Annotated in this window: 18 protein-coding genes; 17 read left to right on the top strand and 1 reads right to left on the bottom strand. The window is 53.0% G+C overall.

The window, feature by feature from the left end; translation table 11 throughout:
• Positions 1-13 precede the first annotated feature (13 nt).
• The 14 genes from WC421_06575 to WC421_06510 all read left to right on the top strand — a co-directional run bounded on the left by WC421_06575 (position 14) and on the right by WC421_06510 (position 10,667).
• On the top strand, positions 14-364 hold the full coding sequence (locus WC421_06575; protein ID MFA5161894.1) for a helix-turn-helix transcriptional regulator: 351 nt from the start codon (positions 14-16) through the stop codon (positions 362-364).
• Complete coding sequence (locus tag WC421_06570) at positions 361-1,077, top strand: ImmA/IrrE family metallo-endopeptidase (protein MFA5161893.1); 717 nt, start codon at positions 361-363, stop codon at positions 1,075-1,077. Before WC421_06575 ends, WC421_06570 begins: the two co-directional genes overlap by 4 nt.
• Before the next feature lie 105 nt (positions 1,078-1,182).
• A complete protein-coding gene (locus WC421_06565; protein MFA5161892.1) occupies positions 1,183-2,355 on the top strand; it encodes a hypothetical protein in 1,173 nt (390 codons plus the stop codon).
• On the top strand, positions 2,315-3,427 hold the full coding sequence (locus WC421_06560; GenBank protein MFA5161891.1) for a hypothetical protein: 1,113 nt from the start codon (positions 2,315-2,317) through the stop codon (positions 3,425-3,427). Before WC421_06565 ends, WC421_06560 begins: the two co-directional genes overlap by 41 nt.
• Positions 3,428-3,891: 464 nt before the next feature.
• A complete protein-coding gene (locus WC421_06555; protein MFA5161890.1) occupies positions 3,892-4,494 on the top strand; it encodes a hypothetical protein in 603 nt (200 codons plus the stop codon).
• 59 nt (positions 4,495-4,553) lie between these two features.
• A complete protein-coding gene (locus tag WC421_06550; protein MFA5161889.1) occupies positions 4,554-4,832 on the top strand; it encodes a hypothetical protein in 279 nt (92 codons plus the stop codon).
• Positions 4,825-6,237, top strand: coding sequence for a DEAD/DEAH box helicase (locus WC421_06545; GenBank protein ID MFA5161888.1), 1,413 nt, complete (start codon positions 4,825-4,827; stop codon positions 6,235-6,237). Before WC421_06550 ends, WC421_06545 begins: the two co-directional genes overlap by 8 nt.
• Positions 6,212-6,517, top strand: coding sequence for a VRR-NUC domain-containing protein (locus tag WC421_06540; protein MFA5161887.1), 306 nt, complete (start codon positions 6,212-6,214; stop codon positions 6,515-6,517). The genes WC421_06545 and WC421_06540 overlap by 26 nt, the downstream gene beginning before the upstream one ends.
• Entirely contained in the window at positions 6,498-6,659 is a 162-nt protein-coding gene (locus WC421_06535; protein ID MFA5161886.1) for a hypothetical protein, read from the top strand. Before WC421_06540 ends, WC421_06535 begins: the two co-directional genes overlap by 20 nt.
• Before the next feature lie 10 nt (positions 6,660-6,669).
• Positions 6,670-7,077: a hypothetical protein gene (locus WC421_06530; protein ID MFA5161885.1), complete on the top strand. Its 408-nt coding sequence runs from the start codon at positions 6,670-6,672 to the stop codon at positions 7,075-7,077.
• 10 nt (positions 7,078-7,087) lie between these two features.
• Positions 7,088-7,813, top strand: coding sequence for a hypothetical protein (locus WC421_06525; GenBank protein ID MFA5161884.1), 726 nt, complete (start codon positions 7,088-7,090; stop codon positions 7,811-7,813).
• A 59-nt stretch (positions 7,814-7,872) separates the two neighbouring features.
• The gene (locus WC421_06520; GenBank protein ID MFA5161883.1) at positions 7,873-9,978 is read left to right on the top strand and encodes a phage/plasmid primase, P4 family; all 2,106 of its coding nucleotides are present in this window, start codon (positions 7,873-7,875) and stop codon (positions 9,976-9,978) included.
• Positions 9,979-10,218: 240 nt separating this feature from the next.
• Entirely contained in the window at positions 10,219-10,470 is a 252-nt protein-coding gene (locus WC421_06515) for a hypothetical protein (protein ID MFA5161882.1), read from the top strand.
• On the top strand, positions 10,467-10,667 hold the full coding sequence (locus tag WC421_06510; protein ID MFA5161881.1) for a hypothetical protein: 201 nt from the start codon (positions 10,467-10,469) through the stop codon (positions 10,665-10,667). The genes WC421_06515 and WC421_06510 overlap by 4 nt, the downstream gene beginning before the upstream one ends.
• On the opposite strand, the gene rmuC is transcribed toward WC421_06510, so the two are convergent.
• Positions 10,639-12,174 (bottom strand): DNA recombination protein RmuC, encoded by a 1,536-nt coding sequence (gene rmuC, locus WC421_06505; protein MFA5161880.1) that lies wholly within the window; start codon positions 12,172-12,174, stop codon positions 10,639-10,641. The genes WC421_06510 and rmuC overlap by 29 nt on opposite strands.
• Before the next feature lie 329 nt (positions 12,175-12,503).
• Between rmuC and WC421_06500 the strand changes: the two genes are divergently transcribed.
• The 3 genes from WC421_06500 to WC421_06490 all read left to right on the top strand — a co-directional run bounded on the left by WC421_06500 (position 12,504) and on the right by WC421_06490 (position 14,576).
• Positions 12,504-13,676 (top strand): DNA modification methylase, encoded by a 1,173-nt coding sequence (locus WC421_06500; protein ID MFA5161879.1) that lies wholly within the window; start codon positions 12,504-12,506, stop codon positions 13,674-13,676.
• Complete coding sequence (locus WC421_06495) at positions 13,666-14,025, top strand: HNH endonuclease signature motif containing protein (protein MFA5161878.1); 360 nt, start codon at positions 13,666-13,668, stop codon at positions 14,023-14,025. The genes WC421_06500 and WC421_06495 overlap by 11 nt, the downstream gene beginning before the upstream one ends.
• 95 nt (positions 14,026-14,120) lie before the next feature.
• Entirely contained in the window at positions 14,121-14,576 is a 456-nt protein-coding gene (locus WC421_06490; protein ID MFA5161877.1) for a phage terminase small subunit P27 family, read from the top strand.

The following is a 14,576-nucleotide window of genomic DNA, read 5'->3' as shown; positions in this document are numbered from 1 at the left end:
CTATACTCTGTATATGAGCCCTGAATTGACGTTTGGAAGACGATTACAACAACTGCGGCAAGATAAAAATCTTTCGCAACGCGACTTGGCGAAAAAGGCAGAGATGGATTTTACCTATCTAAGCAAGATTGAGAATGGCAAAATGTCGCCGCCGCGCACGGATGTTATCGCGCGTTTGGCTAAGATTTTGGAAGCCGATATTAATGAACTGTTGAGCTTGGCGGGCGAAATCCCGCAGGCATTGAAGGAAAAGATTGGCACGTCCGAAGCCGCGCGGCAGTTTATCTGCCGCCACGCGCCGAACTTGAGCGACAAAGAATGGGAAAAATTGCTTGAGTCTGTAGAGAAAGGAAAAGCAAAATGAAATTTTACCGCAACGCGGAAATAGAACGCATCGCCGACGAAAAGTTACAGACCTTGTCACTGTCGCTAGGCAAACCATTGTCCGCGCCTATTCCCGTTGAACTGATGGCTGAAAAAGTCATGGGGTTGAATCTGCTGTGGGAGCCAATTCAAGAGTTGCCCGGCGAGGTTATATTGGGCGGATTAATGCCCGAAGACAAACTTATCGTGCTGAACGAAAATCGTCAAAAACTTTTTAACGAAAAACCCGGCTTGGAACGATTTACAATCGGCCACGAATTGGGCCATTGGGAGTTATTCGTCGGTAAACACAGTTTTGGGTCCTTATTGCCGGGCATAGATGCCACGGGGCCGGTCCTACATCGGGAAACAGGGCGCGGCCTGGCGGAAATCATAAAGGCTCTTATCCAAACAGAAGAGGGCGTTCGCGCTGTCGCGGAACGGCAATCCCGCACAGACCCGCCAGATGAAGCGCGGGTAGTAAACAGATTCTCGGCTGCGCTGTTAATGCCTGCTGACCTTTTACGCGCCGAAGCGCTCAAAATTGACCGGACACAATGGCGCAATCTCTACCAGTTGGCGGAGCGGTTTGGCGTAACCATCACCGCGCTTACGGTGCGATTGAAACAACTAGACTTGTTGAGCGTCGGAGAAGATAAAAAGCTATATGGCTCTGCCGATGAAGCAAAAGGGCAGATGACCTTAGGCTTGTAGCGGACAAAATTTTTTTGCCCGTCGTGTTGCATAAAAAATCAACGGGCAAGAAAAAGCCGCCTTCTGGCGGTATCTTACAGCCCCATGAGGGCGGAGGTTACTACGATGATGAAAGAACACAAAAGACTTACCGCTGGGTTTTTCCGCAGCGTGAACGCGCCTGAACTGTTCAAACAGTTCTTTGATAAGTTTGGCGCATGGCAGCAGTTGGGATTGAAAGAAAAGCCAAAAAACGACGATATTTACGACGCATGGCAACTGTTTGTCCATGCCAAGCGCGAATCCATAGATGATGCGCTTTGTTGTATGAACGACATTTCCTGCGAAGATGGGCGCACCTATTTATATGCCGCCGCGCAGGAAGCTGGGATTAGCGATTATAAGGACCTCAATCTGCACAAACTTGCCTTATTGCTTTGGCTTAACCATCCGACTCGCTTTGCTTCAATATACGACTGCTTCATTGTGGAAAAGAACGACAACCTGAAAGTGCTGATAGGCCGCCCGAATACTCCCTGTTCCCCCAGCTCTGCAGACTTTGAGAAGTTCAAAACCAGCCTGCGCGAGATATTGCGCCGGGGCGGCGAAGGGCCGCGCCTAAAAATTGAAAGTCTGCCGGAAACGCAGGATAAATGGGTGCTTGTGGTACCGCACGAGCATTTCATGAAACCCGAACATGAGTTCAAAACCGAAACCACCATTGGCACGCGCGACCGTCGGCCCGTTCACGAGCTTGTGCTTATCTACTACCCGGAAAAAGGCCTGTTGAAGCTGAAAGTGGGCGGCAAGGGCATGCGGAAAGCGGAGGCCATTGCTTCGTTATTTGCCACCAATATACTGCATCAGCGCGGCGACCACTTCAAGGCGGAGGAAATCGTCTGTTTTAATCCTTTATTGCGCCCCGGCTTTAATTTCCCCGTTCGGCCCACGGACGAGTTTGAATGGGCGAAAGTGGTCGGCATGAACTATACGCATGCGGGCGATAAAAACTTCCGGCACCAAATCACCTGCAAAGACACGATTGGAGGCACGCAGGATGTGATTGGCAAATTGCAGACTGGAGGCGTGCGGTTACAGGATGCGGATATCAAATCACTGGCAATACAGTTTCAGTTCAAAGGCGGCGGGCGCAAGAAACGCAAAACGGTAATGCTGACCAGACCGCATTACTACACGCTGGACGAAACGCCGCGCGACCGGCATATCGAAGAAGTTCTTATGCGCTGGGGGTTTATCAATGTCAACGCAAACCGCACTGTTGCTGTTGCAACGGCTTGACAGGGCTTTTTCGGCCCAGTTCCGCAGTAAAGAGCTGTCTGCGCTATTGCCCCAGACTGCCGCAGACAAGCTCTTTGACAAAGGCGTGCTGGTTATGGAAACCGAACCCGATACCGCGCCGTGTCCGCTTGGCGAACATGAAGGTGACGGTCTTGTGGCGGTTGCAAAACAGAACGACGGCTCTTTTACCGGGTTCTGTCTAGAGCATGGCAAACACGTCAAACTGCTTCCGGAAGAAGCGGAATGGGTTAAATTCGCCCCCGAGGCTTGGGTGGCCGCTCTGGCCAGCGCGAACGGACTTATAGAAAGCTCGCAGAGGCACGAGTCCGGTTTTCTATTTGCCGGGATACATAGAACCGGAAATAGAAAAGCGGGCGTGGCGATTGTGTCGGCTCACGCACAAGGAAACGCGCACGACTACAGGCCACGCGCCGTGGAAGCTGACGACTGGCTATATATTACATTGGACAACAGCCAGCCAAATAATGGCGAACGCTATGCCTATATCCCAGCCAGCGCGGCGTTTGGCTTGGACTTGCTGGCATTGGACAAATCGGCTCTCGGTACGGCGTTGGGCCAGCTTAAAAAAGCAGCCCCCGACGCTTATTGCCTGAAATATACCAGCGGGAGCAAGCAAGCTGCATGCCAATCGGAAGCAGAATATCAAAAGGCCATTGCGTCCGGCGAAACCAAGAAATATGCGCTGGTTGTAGACCTTATGGGCTGCAAGGCTTGGCGCTCCGGCAAGCGGATTACGCACATGGCGCAGAAAAAAGATAAGGGACGGCGAAGCGTCTTATCGCCGACTGGTCTGAAGCTCCTTGCGGAGTATCTGCGGCAACCGCGCATGCCATTATCGCCGTATAAGGTGGGACCGTATTTAGGCGACCGCGATTCGCGCGAGAAAAAAAGCGCGCAAACCATGCTCCTGAATATGTGCAGTACGCTTGCAGTAAAGGAAGTCTTGCAACTGACCAACAATCCCACGGATACAGTCGGCGACGGCTTGTATGAATTCAATCCGCCCGCCAAGTTCAAATACCTGCTGCTCGCCCCTCCTGACAACGAGTGACTCCCCCTACCAACTAACGCAATCAACCGCCCGGACCTAAAATCCGGGCGGTTTTTTGTCCATTCCTCCGACGGGATAAATTTGGATAAATCCGCGCTCCCTTGGCAGATAAACCGCGACTGCGAAAATAGTTTTGGAAGGGCAAAGACCCTCCCACAACTTATGCCAAGGAGGCAATCATGCAAAACGAAAACGCTGCCATTTCGGACTGGCGTTGCCACGCTTGCGGCAAACTGCTCGCAAAGCGGCAGGGAAACCAACTGCACATTCAAATCGGGGACAAGCACCGCTATGTGATAGACGGCAAAGCAACAAGCATCTGTCCGCGTTGCGGCGCATTGAACTCTGCGCAGACCGCAGAAATAGTTTCCGATAAGCAGTAATCGACAGAAAACAGAGGCGCGCGACGCCCATAAAATAGGCCAACAGGAGGTGCATAGACGCCCGGCCATCAGGAGGGCGTCATGCACAAAGCCTATAAGGCAGGAAGCAGTAACAGGTTCAGCAAATGGGAAATAGAACTGGCACAAGGCAAAGCAAAAGGGCTGGTCGGCAAATACGGTTTTACGGCAGCCGACCTGCCAGATATTGAACAGGAATTGCTGTTGGAAATACACCTCAAGCGCAATGTAGCAAGCAAATGGAGCAAGCGCACTGCCACAGACCGCACAATCCTCAGCCGCATTCTTGATAACCGCATTCGCCAAATAATCGAAACGGCTTCCGCAAAAAAGCGCTGCGCAACAATAACGGACTCGTTGGAAACTCCTGTAGGACTCAATCACGAGGGTGAAGAAGTCACGTTTGGCGATATTTTGGGAGACGACAGGATTGTGCGGCGCAGCCGCGTGCCTTCCGCAATCCATCCACAGGACCTACGGATAGACCTTTCGCTAAAAACCGGCAAATTCTCTTCGCTACAACTCCGCCTGAACGTGCTGTTCATGGAAGGCCGCAGCATCGCAGAAGCCGCCCAAATTCTGGGATTGCCGCGCACCACACTGCAGCATGAGGTGGCGCGTATGCGCGAGCTTTTCCGCCGGGAGGGATTCGATGCTTATCTTTGATTTTTTACGGGTTTGGTCACTTTTCCCGCGTTTCCGGTTTGTTTGTGGTGGAGGTGCTTATGTCTGAAATCTGCAAATTCAGTTTCAAACACCACATCAGCAGGAAAACGCTGGAGGAACGCATCGCGCTGGCTATCGTCACTGCGGAATGCGTCTACGGACAGGCAAAAGTCCGGCTGCACGCCGGTTATACGGCGGCGGACGGCAAGGCCGTGATAGATGTGTCCAGCGATGTCGGCGAGCATGTCGCGCAGGTCTTCACCGGCCTGATGATAAAACTGTTGGGCGAGGACAGCTTTACGCTGGAACGCATCGCCAAGGAGCCGCGCCATGACTGATATTCCTTTATACCGGCATCAGCGCGAGTCGGTTAGCTTCGCGGAAACGGTTGGCGGCAACTGCGCGCTGTTCCACGAGCCGGGCCTTGGCAAGACGCGGACTTGCCTTGAGATATTCCGGCAACGCCGCATCCGCCATCCGCAACTGCGGCTTTTGGTTGTCTGCCCGTTATCGCTGGTCAACGCCGCATGGGGCGAGGATATAAAACGATTCACCGGCTTCACTTCCGTGCCGTTCAAGGAAATGGGCGCGGCGGTGCCGGATATCGTGATTATCAATTATGAGGCATTGATATCCAAGCGGTATCTGGCTGCAATCCGCCGACTGATAACAGCACTACCGTTCATGTGCGTTTTGGACGAAAGCTCGCGGCTTAAAAACAACAAAAGTATCACCACCAAGACATTGCTGGAGCTTGCGCCGTTTTTTCAACACAGGATTGTTTCTTCCGGCACACCTATGCCGAATAGCGAGCTGGAACTATGGGGCCAGATTAATTTTCTGCGCCCGGAATACCTCAACAAGTCCTTCTACGCCTTTCGCAATACCTACTTCCATCTTGAGCGCAACGGGCAAAGAATGCGGCTGTCCGGGCAGAGCCTTAGCCGCGAGTATATGCGCGAAATTCTCAGCTCCGGCTGGCGTTACGCAATCACTGACGAGAACCGCCAGCGGCTTATGGAGCGCATCCGCCCGCTTGCAAGCTGGGTAAAAAAAGACGACGCGCTGGACCTGCCGGAAAAGATTGACGAAATCCGCGACGTGGTTTTATCCCCCGAAGAGCGCAAAGCCTACGAGGACATGCGGAAATATCTGGTCGCCGAAATCAACGGCACGGAAATCACCGCGCAGGTCGCGTTAGCAAAACTTATGAAACTGCGTCAAGCCACCTCCGGCTTTTTCTATGCGGCGGATGGCAAGGTCGCGGAAATCGGCAAATCCAGCAAGCTGCGCGAGCTGGAAAATGTCATTGAGGAGCTTGGCAGCCAGCCGGTCATTGTATGGGTGCAGTTTCACCAAGAGGTGGAAGCCGTCCAGAAAATGCTGTCCGAGAAATACGGCGCGGAGCAAGTCGTCACGCTCTACGCCGATGCAAAGGACAAGGACGACTCCATCTGGCGGTTCAAGACAGGACAGGCGCGGTATCTTGTCGCGCATCCGAAATCGGCTGGGCACGGGCTTACCTTCGTTAATTGTTCTGTCATGGTGTTTTACAGCCTTGATTATTCCTACGAAACCCACACGCAGTCGCGGGACAGAATCCACCGCATAGGCCAGCATCATAGCTGTCTTTACATCTATCTGCTCGCCAAAAAAACCATAGACGGTCATCTGCTGAAAGTTTTGCAGAAAAAGCAGGGATTGCAGGAGGCGGTGCATGCGCTTATCCGAAACGAGGCTTAAGCAGAAGGTGCTGGCGTTTTTGAAAGCTGAGTATCCCCGCGCGTGGGTCTATAAGGCGGCAGACAGGTGGACCTCCGGCATCCCGGACATTCTGCTGTGCGTGGACGGGCGGTTTATGGCGATAGAGCTTAAGGTCGGCAACAACCAGCCGACAAGGATTCAGAAATACGTGCTGGCAAAAATCCGCGCCTCCGGCGGCATGGCAACAGTCTGCCGGAGCGTGGAGGAAGCCAGAAACTTCATGAAAGGAGGTGATAGCGATGGTCAGAATCGGCGATAAGGTGCTGGTAAAAGTCGAGGTATACAGAATTGTCGAAACCAAAGACGGCGTAACCTACGGCGTGACGCTTGTGGGCGACGATACTCTCTGCAATACCCTCGGCATCAAAGACAAACACATAATCTCGCTCGCGGAGCGATAACGGAGGAATCATGCCGGACGAAAAAGTATGCGAAAAAGACTTGGTAGCGCGCTTCAAGGAAGCGAAAGAGCGACGGGACCACCAGAAAAAAGAACTGGAACAGTCGCAGAAGGAATACGAGGCGGCGGAAGGCCGGCTCATAGAGTATCTGGAATCCAGCTCCGCGACAGCCACCGCCACTTACGAAGGCATCGGCTACGCGCAGTTGCAAAAACCCCGGCTCTACGCCAACTGCAGGCAGGAGGACATGGACAAGTTGTTCTCATACCTCAAAGAGCGTGACCGGGCAGACCTGATAAAGACGGTCGTCATGCCGCAGACGCTTTCCAGTTTTATCTCGGAATGCGTGGAAAGCGGCAATGCCGTGCCGGAGTTTATCAGCTACTACCTCAAGCCGTCGCTACGGCTTTACAAATAGGAGCAACACAATGGCAAAAGACCTCGCAGTAAAAAAGAAACTGGCAATGCAGCCCGCCGGGCAGCAGCGCGGCTTTGAGGCGGGCGTGACGCAGGAAGACCTCATCATCCCCCGCGCCAAGCTGATACAGGCGTTGTCGCCGGAGCTTACGCAAGGCGTGGAGGGTATAAAGGTCGGCTCAATAATCAACTCGCTGACCAAAGAGCAGCTTCCCCAAGAGTTCATCCCGGTGTTCATGTTCAAGAACTTCATCCGGTTCAACCCGCGCTCAAAGGAGGACCCGAACTACGATGCGGATTACGAGCCGGGCGCGGTCATCTGGAAATCCGGCGATATGGACGATTCCAAAATCGCGGAAGCGGCAAGGTTCGGACCCAATGGCGAGAAGCCGGTGGCGACGGCGTTCCTTAACTTCTTCTCGTACTTCCCCGGCGTGCCGATGCCCGTCATAGTCAGCTTCTCAAAGACTGGCTACAAAACTGGCAAGCAACTGCTCTCGCTGGCGCGGTTCTGCGGCGGCGATATGTTCAGCCGAAAATACAAGCTCTACTCGCAGGCCGAGTCCAACAGCGTGGCGACCTATTGCGTGCTGAAAGTGTCGGCGGCGGGCAGCGCCAGCCCGGAGGAATACAAGACCTGCGAAAAGCTGTGGCGGGACTTTTCCGCTAAGGCAAAGGATATACAGGTGCATGACGATGACGCAGCCGAGGAAGCGCAGGACTCCCGGCCTTACTGAACCTCAAGGGGGCGGTGGCAAAACTGCCGCCCCTTCCATTTTTTCGCGGGAAGGTGCGCATGATAGAGCAAGCGTTGGCTTATGCGGCAAGAGGCTGGGCGGTATTGCCTTGCAAGGGCAAGATACCGCTAACGCCGCATGGCTATAAAGATGCCTCAAAAGAAGCGGAAGCGGTGAAGCGGCTGTTCGCAAATCACTACGCGAATATCGGCATAGCCACCGGCAAAGTGTCCGGCATTTTCGTGCTGGATATAGACATCAAAAACGGCGCGGGCGGCGCGGAATCGCTTGCGGAACTGGAGCGTGAATACGGCGCGTTGCCGTCCACCGTGGAGGCCAAGACCTGTTCCGGCGGGCGGCATCTGTATTTCCGCTATCCCGAGCAGGGCATAGGCTGCAAGACCGGCATCCGCAAGGGTATCGACGTGCGCGGCGACGGCGGTTATGTGGTCGCGCCGCCAAGCGTTATTGATGGCAAGTCCTACGACTGGCTCACCGGGCCGGATGCGCCGATAGCCGACGCTCCGGCATGGCTGCTGGATATTCTTTCGCCCAAGGATAAAACGCCCGACCTGTCCGACAAAGACGCGCTCATCACGCAGAACCGCAACAACACGCTTATGCTGATGGGGGTGAACCTGCGGAAAATGGGTCTTGAGCAAGCCGAGATAGAGAAGAACCTCCAGTCCATAAACGCGGCTCGTTGTTCGCCGCCGCTGGACAAGGCCGAGGTTTCCAAAATCGCCAGAAGCGTGTCCCGCTACGACAAGGACGGCAATTTGTCCGGCCCGCTTACCGATACTTGGAACGCGCAGTTTCTTTACTCCGGCTACGGCGGCGAGTTGCGTTACTGCGACGCGCTTGGCGGCTGGTTTATTTGGGACGGAACGCGCTGGCAGAAAGATGAAGCGTTCCAAATCATGAAGCTGGCGCAATCGGCTGTGCTGGATATGCGGGGCAAAGCTAAGTCGGCTAACGACAAGGATTTAGCCAAGCACGCCGTGCGATGCGAGGCCGAGTCGCGGCTCAAGGCGATGGTGAACCTTGTCCGGTGTGAAGACGGCATTACGGTAACGCCGGATACTTTTGACGGCGATGTTTACCTGCTTAACTGCCGCAACGGGACGCTGGACTTGCGGACCGGCGAGTTGCGCCCGCACAGCAAGACGGATTATATCACCAGGCGGCTGGAGCTGGACTACAAGCCGGAAGCGCAATGCCCGGAATGGCTCAAGTTTCTTGATAGCGTGTTCCTCGGCGACAAGGAAATTATCGGCTTCATGCAAAAAGCCGTGGGATACTCGCTGTCCGGCTCAATGAAAGAGCAATGCGTGTTCATACTTTACGGCGTGGGCATGAACGGCAAGTCCACGTTCCTCAAGCATATCTACCGGCTGCTGGGCGAATACGCGATGAACACGCCCGCCACTACGCTGATGGAAAAATACGGCGAGTCTATTCCTAACGATGTGGCGCGGCTTAAAGGGGCGCGGTTTGTTACCTCCATAGAATCCGGCAAGGGCCGCGCGCTTGCCGAGGCGCAAATCAAACAGTTGACCGGCGACGACCCGATATCGGCACGGTTCCTGCACCGCGAGTTCTTCGACTTCTTCGCCACGTTCAAAATATTCCTCGCCACGAACCATAAGCCGAATATATCCGGCACAGACAAGGGCATCTGGCGGCGCATCATGACTATCCCGTTTGAGAAAGTCATAACGCCGGAGGAGCGCGATGCCGTGCTGGACGACAAGCTCGCCAAGGAATATGAGGGCATACTGGCGTGGGCGGCGCAGGGATTCAAGCTGTGGCAGAAGGACGGGCTTGGCGAGGTAGCCAAAATCGCGCAGGCGACAAACGAATACCGCGAGGAGTCCGATATCATCGGAAACTTCATCACGGAAAACTGCGTTGTAGCGGAAGGCCAGCAGGTATCCGCCAGTGAAATACTTAAGGCCATACAGCTATGGGCCAAGGACGGGGGAATGCGCTCCATAAAGCGCACTGAGTTCATTGATTACATGCAGAAGCGCGGCTTCAAGCGCGACAGGATTACGGGCGGCAAGACCTGCTGGTTCGGCATAACGCTGAAAGGAAGCGAGCAGGAAACACTGCCTATGGACAATGGCGGCTATGAGCCGGATGCGGACGAAAGGCCGTTTTAAGCGGTTTGCGGCCTGTTGAGGGCATTATTACGCCCGGTTAGTGACGATAGTGATGATTCAGTGACGAAACTTTTAAGGCATTATCACTGCGGTTTGTATTGGAGGAAACTTAAAAAAGTGACGAAAGTGATGAAACTTTTCTTTTTAGCTCAATTAGGAAGAAAAAAAGAAAACAAATATATAGCAAAAAGGAAAAAGGACAATCGTCACTAAGTTTCGTCACTAAATGCCGGGAGGGTTATGGATACGCATGAGAATTACAAGCGGCTGTTGAAACGGAAACTGGAAGGCCTACGCTGGCTCAAGAAGCAGGAGGCTTTGGGCAAGGACACGGCCCAAGACCATACTGTGTTTGAAAACGAGGTCCTGAAGCCGTTGGCGGCCCTGAGGCAGGGCTTTACGCAGGAGGACGCCGCCGCATGGGACAGGGTGGAGCATATCGCCGAAATGTTCAACGGCAAAATCATTCTGGAAAACGGAGGCAGGGTATGAAACGGAAAAAGCGGGTCAAGAAGCCGGGCATCCGGCTGTCCACGCTGATGCGGGACAAGGAAATCCTAAAGCGGCTCAAGCAGGGCAAAGCCCCGAAAGAGGTCGCCTATGAGATGGGCCTAACGTCGGTGTGGATAGCTTACGATACCGTAAGACGATTCAAAAAATCTAGAACGGCATGTCGTCATCTGGAGTAGTTTCTGGTGCCATGTTCTCAACTGCTGGCTCTAACTCTTCTGGTATAGATGCTAATTCTAAAACTTTTGCTGCTTCTGCTTCCGGCAACTGTTCAACCTGCTTTAGCTTGCGTTCCATTACTCTAGTTCTTGTGCTTGTTTCATCAATTGTTTTGGTGGCAGTAGCAAGTTGCTTTTTTACTTTATCCAGCACTCCACCGAACTTTTGAAATTCGGTTTTGACCGCTTCCAAAATCTGCCAGACTTCACTTGCGCGCTGTTCAATAGCCATAGTTTTGAAACCCATTCTAAAACTATTGAGTATCGCAATAAGAGTGGTTGGGCCAGAAAGAATTACATGATATTGTCGTTGCAATTCTTCCATAATATCTGGATATCTTAACACCTCCGCGTATAAACCTTCTATGGGGAGGAATAATAAAGCAAAATCTGTTGTGGTGGGCGGATTTATATATTTATCATGGATGTCTTTCGCGGATTTTTTTACAGCAGATAATAATTTTTTCTTTTCCTCTTCAATTTCCGCGACATCGCCTTTATCAAAAGCATTGAGAAGTCTTTCGTAACTTTCCCTTGGGAATTTTGCATCAATCGGTAAAACAACTTTATTTGAATCGCTGCCGGGCAAAATAACAGCGTATTCTACGCGTTCCGCAGAATCAGATTTTACTTGGACATTTTTATCATATTGTCCCTTGGCCAATATCTGCTCTAGTATATTCTCAAGTTGTATTTCCCCAAGAACTCCGCGCGCTTTAACATTAGAGAGTACTCGTTTTAATCCGCCGACATCGGTTGCTAGGTTTTTCATCTCCCCTAAACCACTATGCACCTTTTCAAGCTGTTCGCTTACGGTTCTGAAGGATTCCCCAAGCCTTTTCTCTAAAGTGCCCTGAAGTTTTTCATCAACCGTTTGGCGCATTTTCTCCAGTCGCTCCTCATTGCTTTTTTGCATGGCTGTAAATTTTTCTTCAACACTCTTTTGCAGGTCGCCCATTGTTTTTTGATTTGATGCCAGCAACTGCTGCAATTCGTTTTTTAGCTCACCCTTAAGTCTATCCAGTGTGCCCTGAACCGTGTCAGTGTTTGTTTTCAAATTGGAGGAAAGCGAGCCTCGCGATTCTGCAAGGTTTGTATCTAGCTTTGTCTGAAAACTATTGATGGCCTCCTGTGTCGCGCGTTTAACTTCGCCCAACTGCTTGCCCATATCGGAGAGTGTGGTTGTTTGTACATTTTGAACGCTTTCCAAAGTTGTTTTAATCAATTGAGTATTTGCTTCTAGCGCAGATGCCATTTTGGTGTCTACAACATTGCGGATAGCATCTAGTTTTTCTTGAGTTTTGTCGACATTTGTTGTAAGACCCATCGTGATTGCGTTTTTCAATTCGCTAGCTTGAGTGGCATATTTATCCATATCTTCTTTAAGATTATTTCGAAACTCGGGCACAACTTTCCAAATCAAGTAAGCCATCATTGCTAAAACCAGAGATAGTAGTAATATCGTCATAAAAACCTCCGCCTTGCGTTCTGTCGTGAGCTATATCGGAGAAGAAGCCTCTATCTTCAATTATATGTCCAAAATTATCCAAAGTAAAACTCGTGACTTAAAAACAAACATCCGCTAGACTATTAATGTCGAGGTATACGCCGGGAGAACTATGGCGAATACCTCGATTTCTTTTTGCGTAAATTTAGCGTATACCTCGACAATATACGCCCTGCTCTGCGCCCTGAAAAATGGGCGCAGGGCTTCTTTTTTAGGCGGTAGCGCGGGCACACACATACATAAATGCTCGGCCCGGACGGATGCCGCCTCTCTTTGCGCCGGAGGGATATATGCTTAAGCCGGAATATATCCCCGTCGGCAAAATCAAACCCAACCCGCAAAATCCGCGCGTTATCAAGGACGAGGCGTTCAAGCGTTTGTGCGCCAGCCTCTGTGAAGACCGCGATTATTTTGAAGCGCGGCCCATACTCGTCAACAAAGACATGGTGATATTCGCGGGTAATCAGCGTTACCGCGCCGCCGTAGAAATCGGCATGAAGGAAGTGCCGGTTATCGTGATGGACAACCCGGAAATGGAAGCCAAGCGGATGCTGCGCGACAACATATCGGCGGGCGACTGGGACATGGATATACTTGCCAACGATTTTGACGCTGACTTCCTGCGCGATGTCGGGTTCTCGGACGACGAGTTAGGTGCGCTCGGCAACGAATCATTGCTGGACGAGGACAAGTTGGACGAAGTACCTGACAAGCCGGAGACAGCTATCACCAAGCCCGGCGACCTGTGGTTGCTTGGCGACCATCGCCTGCTTTGCGCTGATTCAACCAGCAACGCTGCCATTGCCCGCCTGATGGGCGGTGCCAAGGCCGACATGATATTCACCGACCCGCCGTATGGTATCGCCTATGTCGGCAAAACCAAGAAACGCCTGACAATACAGAACGACGCGATGTCCGACGCGGACTTCAGCGCCTTCCTCGGCAAAGCGTTCAGCGCCATGCGTAAGGTCTGCGATGGCGGGACGCCTTATTATGTGTGCCACGCGGACGGCAAGACGATGCTGTTCCGGCAGGCGCTCATGGACAACGGCTTTGAGGTCAAACAGACCGTTATCTGGGCCAAACAGAGCTTTGTGCTGGGCAGACAGGACTATCAGTGGCAGCACGAGCCGATACTGTACGGCTGGGCGGCAGGCGCAAGTCACAAGTGGTATGGCGGACGGGCAGAGACCACCGTCTGGGAAATCAACCGTCCCACGCGCAGTGAGGAACACCCGACCATGAAGCCCGTGGAGCTTTGCGCCCGCGCGATACGCAACAGCAGCCGCAAGGACGACACAGTGCTGGACCTCTTCGGCGGGTCAGGCAGCACGCTCATTGCGTGCGAGCATACTGGACGCAAAGCCTGCCTCTGCGAGATAGACCTTTTATACACCGATGTCATAGTCAAACGCTGGGAGCAGGCGACGGGCAAGAAGGCCGAGGTGCAGCATGCCGCATAAGCCTCTGCCGCCTTGCTCCTATCCCGGCTGCCCTGCATTGGCGGAGGAAGGCGTGCGATACTGCGCGGCGCACAAGGCGACGGCTGACAAGGCGGAGCGGGACAGGCGCGGCACTTCAACACAACGTGGCTATGGCTCGCGCTGGCAGAGATTAAGACTGCTCATCTTGGCGCTGGACCCGGTGTGCAGGCATCCGGGCTGCGGGCAGCTATCAACGGACGTGGACCATATAGTGCCCAAGTCCAAGGGTGGCACAGATGAGGAAAACAATTTGCAGGGGCTGTGCCACGAACACCACAGCCTCAAGACGGCGCAGGAAGACGGAGGATTCGGTCGATACAGGCCATAGGCCTATGAAATCCTCCCAGCTTTTCGGTTATAGACCGATGCGCGGCTACGCGTGAACGCGTCCATAATTCGCATAGGGGGGTAGGCAAGGAAAATATGCGCGGAAGAAAGCCGATACCGACGGAAATAAAGCGGAAAAAGGGCACTTTGAAGCGGTGCAGGACGAACCCTGCCGAACCGAAGCCCGGACCCGCCAACAGCGAACCGCCGGAATTCATGGACGACGAGGCTAAAGCCAAATGGCGCGAGCTGTTCCCGGAGCTTGCCGCGCTGGGCGTTATCAGCTCCATAGACCGCGACCTGTTCATGCTTTATTGCTCGGCGTATTCCAACTGGAAGCGGGCGAACGATGTCATCAAGACCAACAAGCAGGTTTACAAAACGCCCAACGGCGCGTATCAGCAAATCCCGCATGTGTCTATCGCGCGGGGCTGGATGCAGATGATGACGAAGCTGGCGGCTGAGATGGGTATACCTGCCACCATGCGCGGCAGGGTGATACCCAAAAGCAGCGATTTGCAAGACGAGGACACTGAGTACTTCGGCGAATGA

The sequence above is a fragment of the Elusimicrobiales bacterium genome (genome assembly GCA_041651175.1).
GTDB lineage: Bacteria > Elusimicrobiota > Elusimicrobia > Elusimicrobiales > Elusimicrobiaceae > JAQTYB01.
This window is presented reverse-complemented; position numbering and strand designations above follow the sequence as displayed.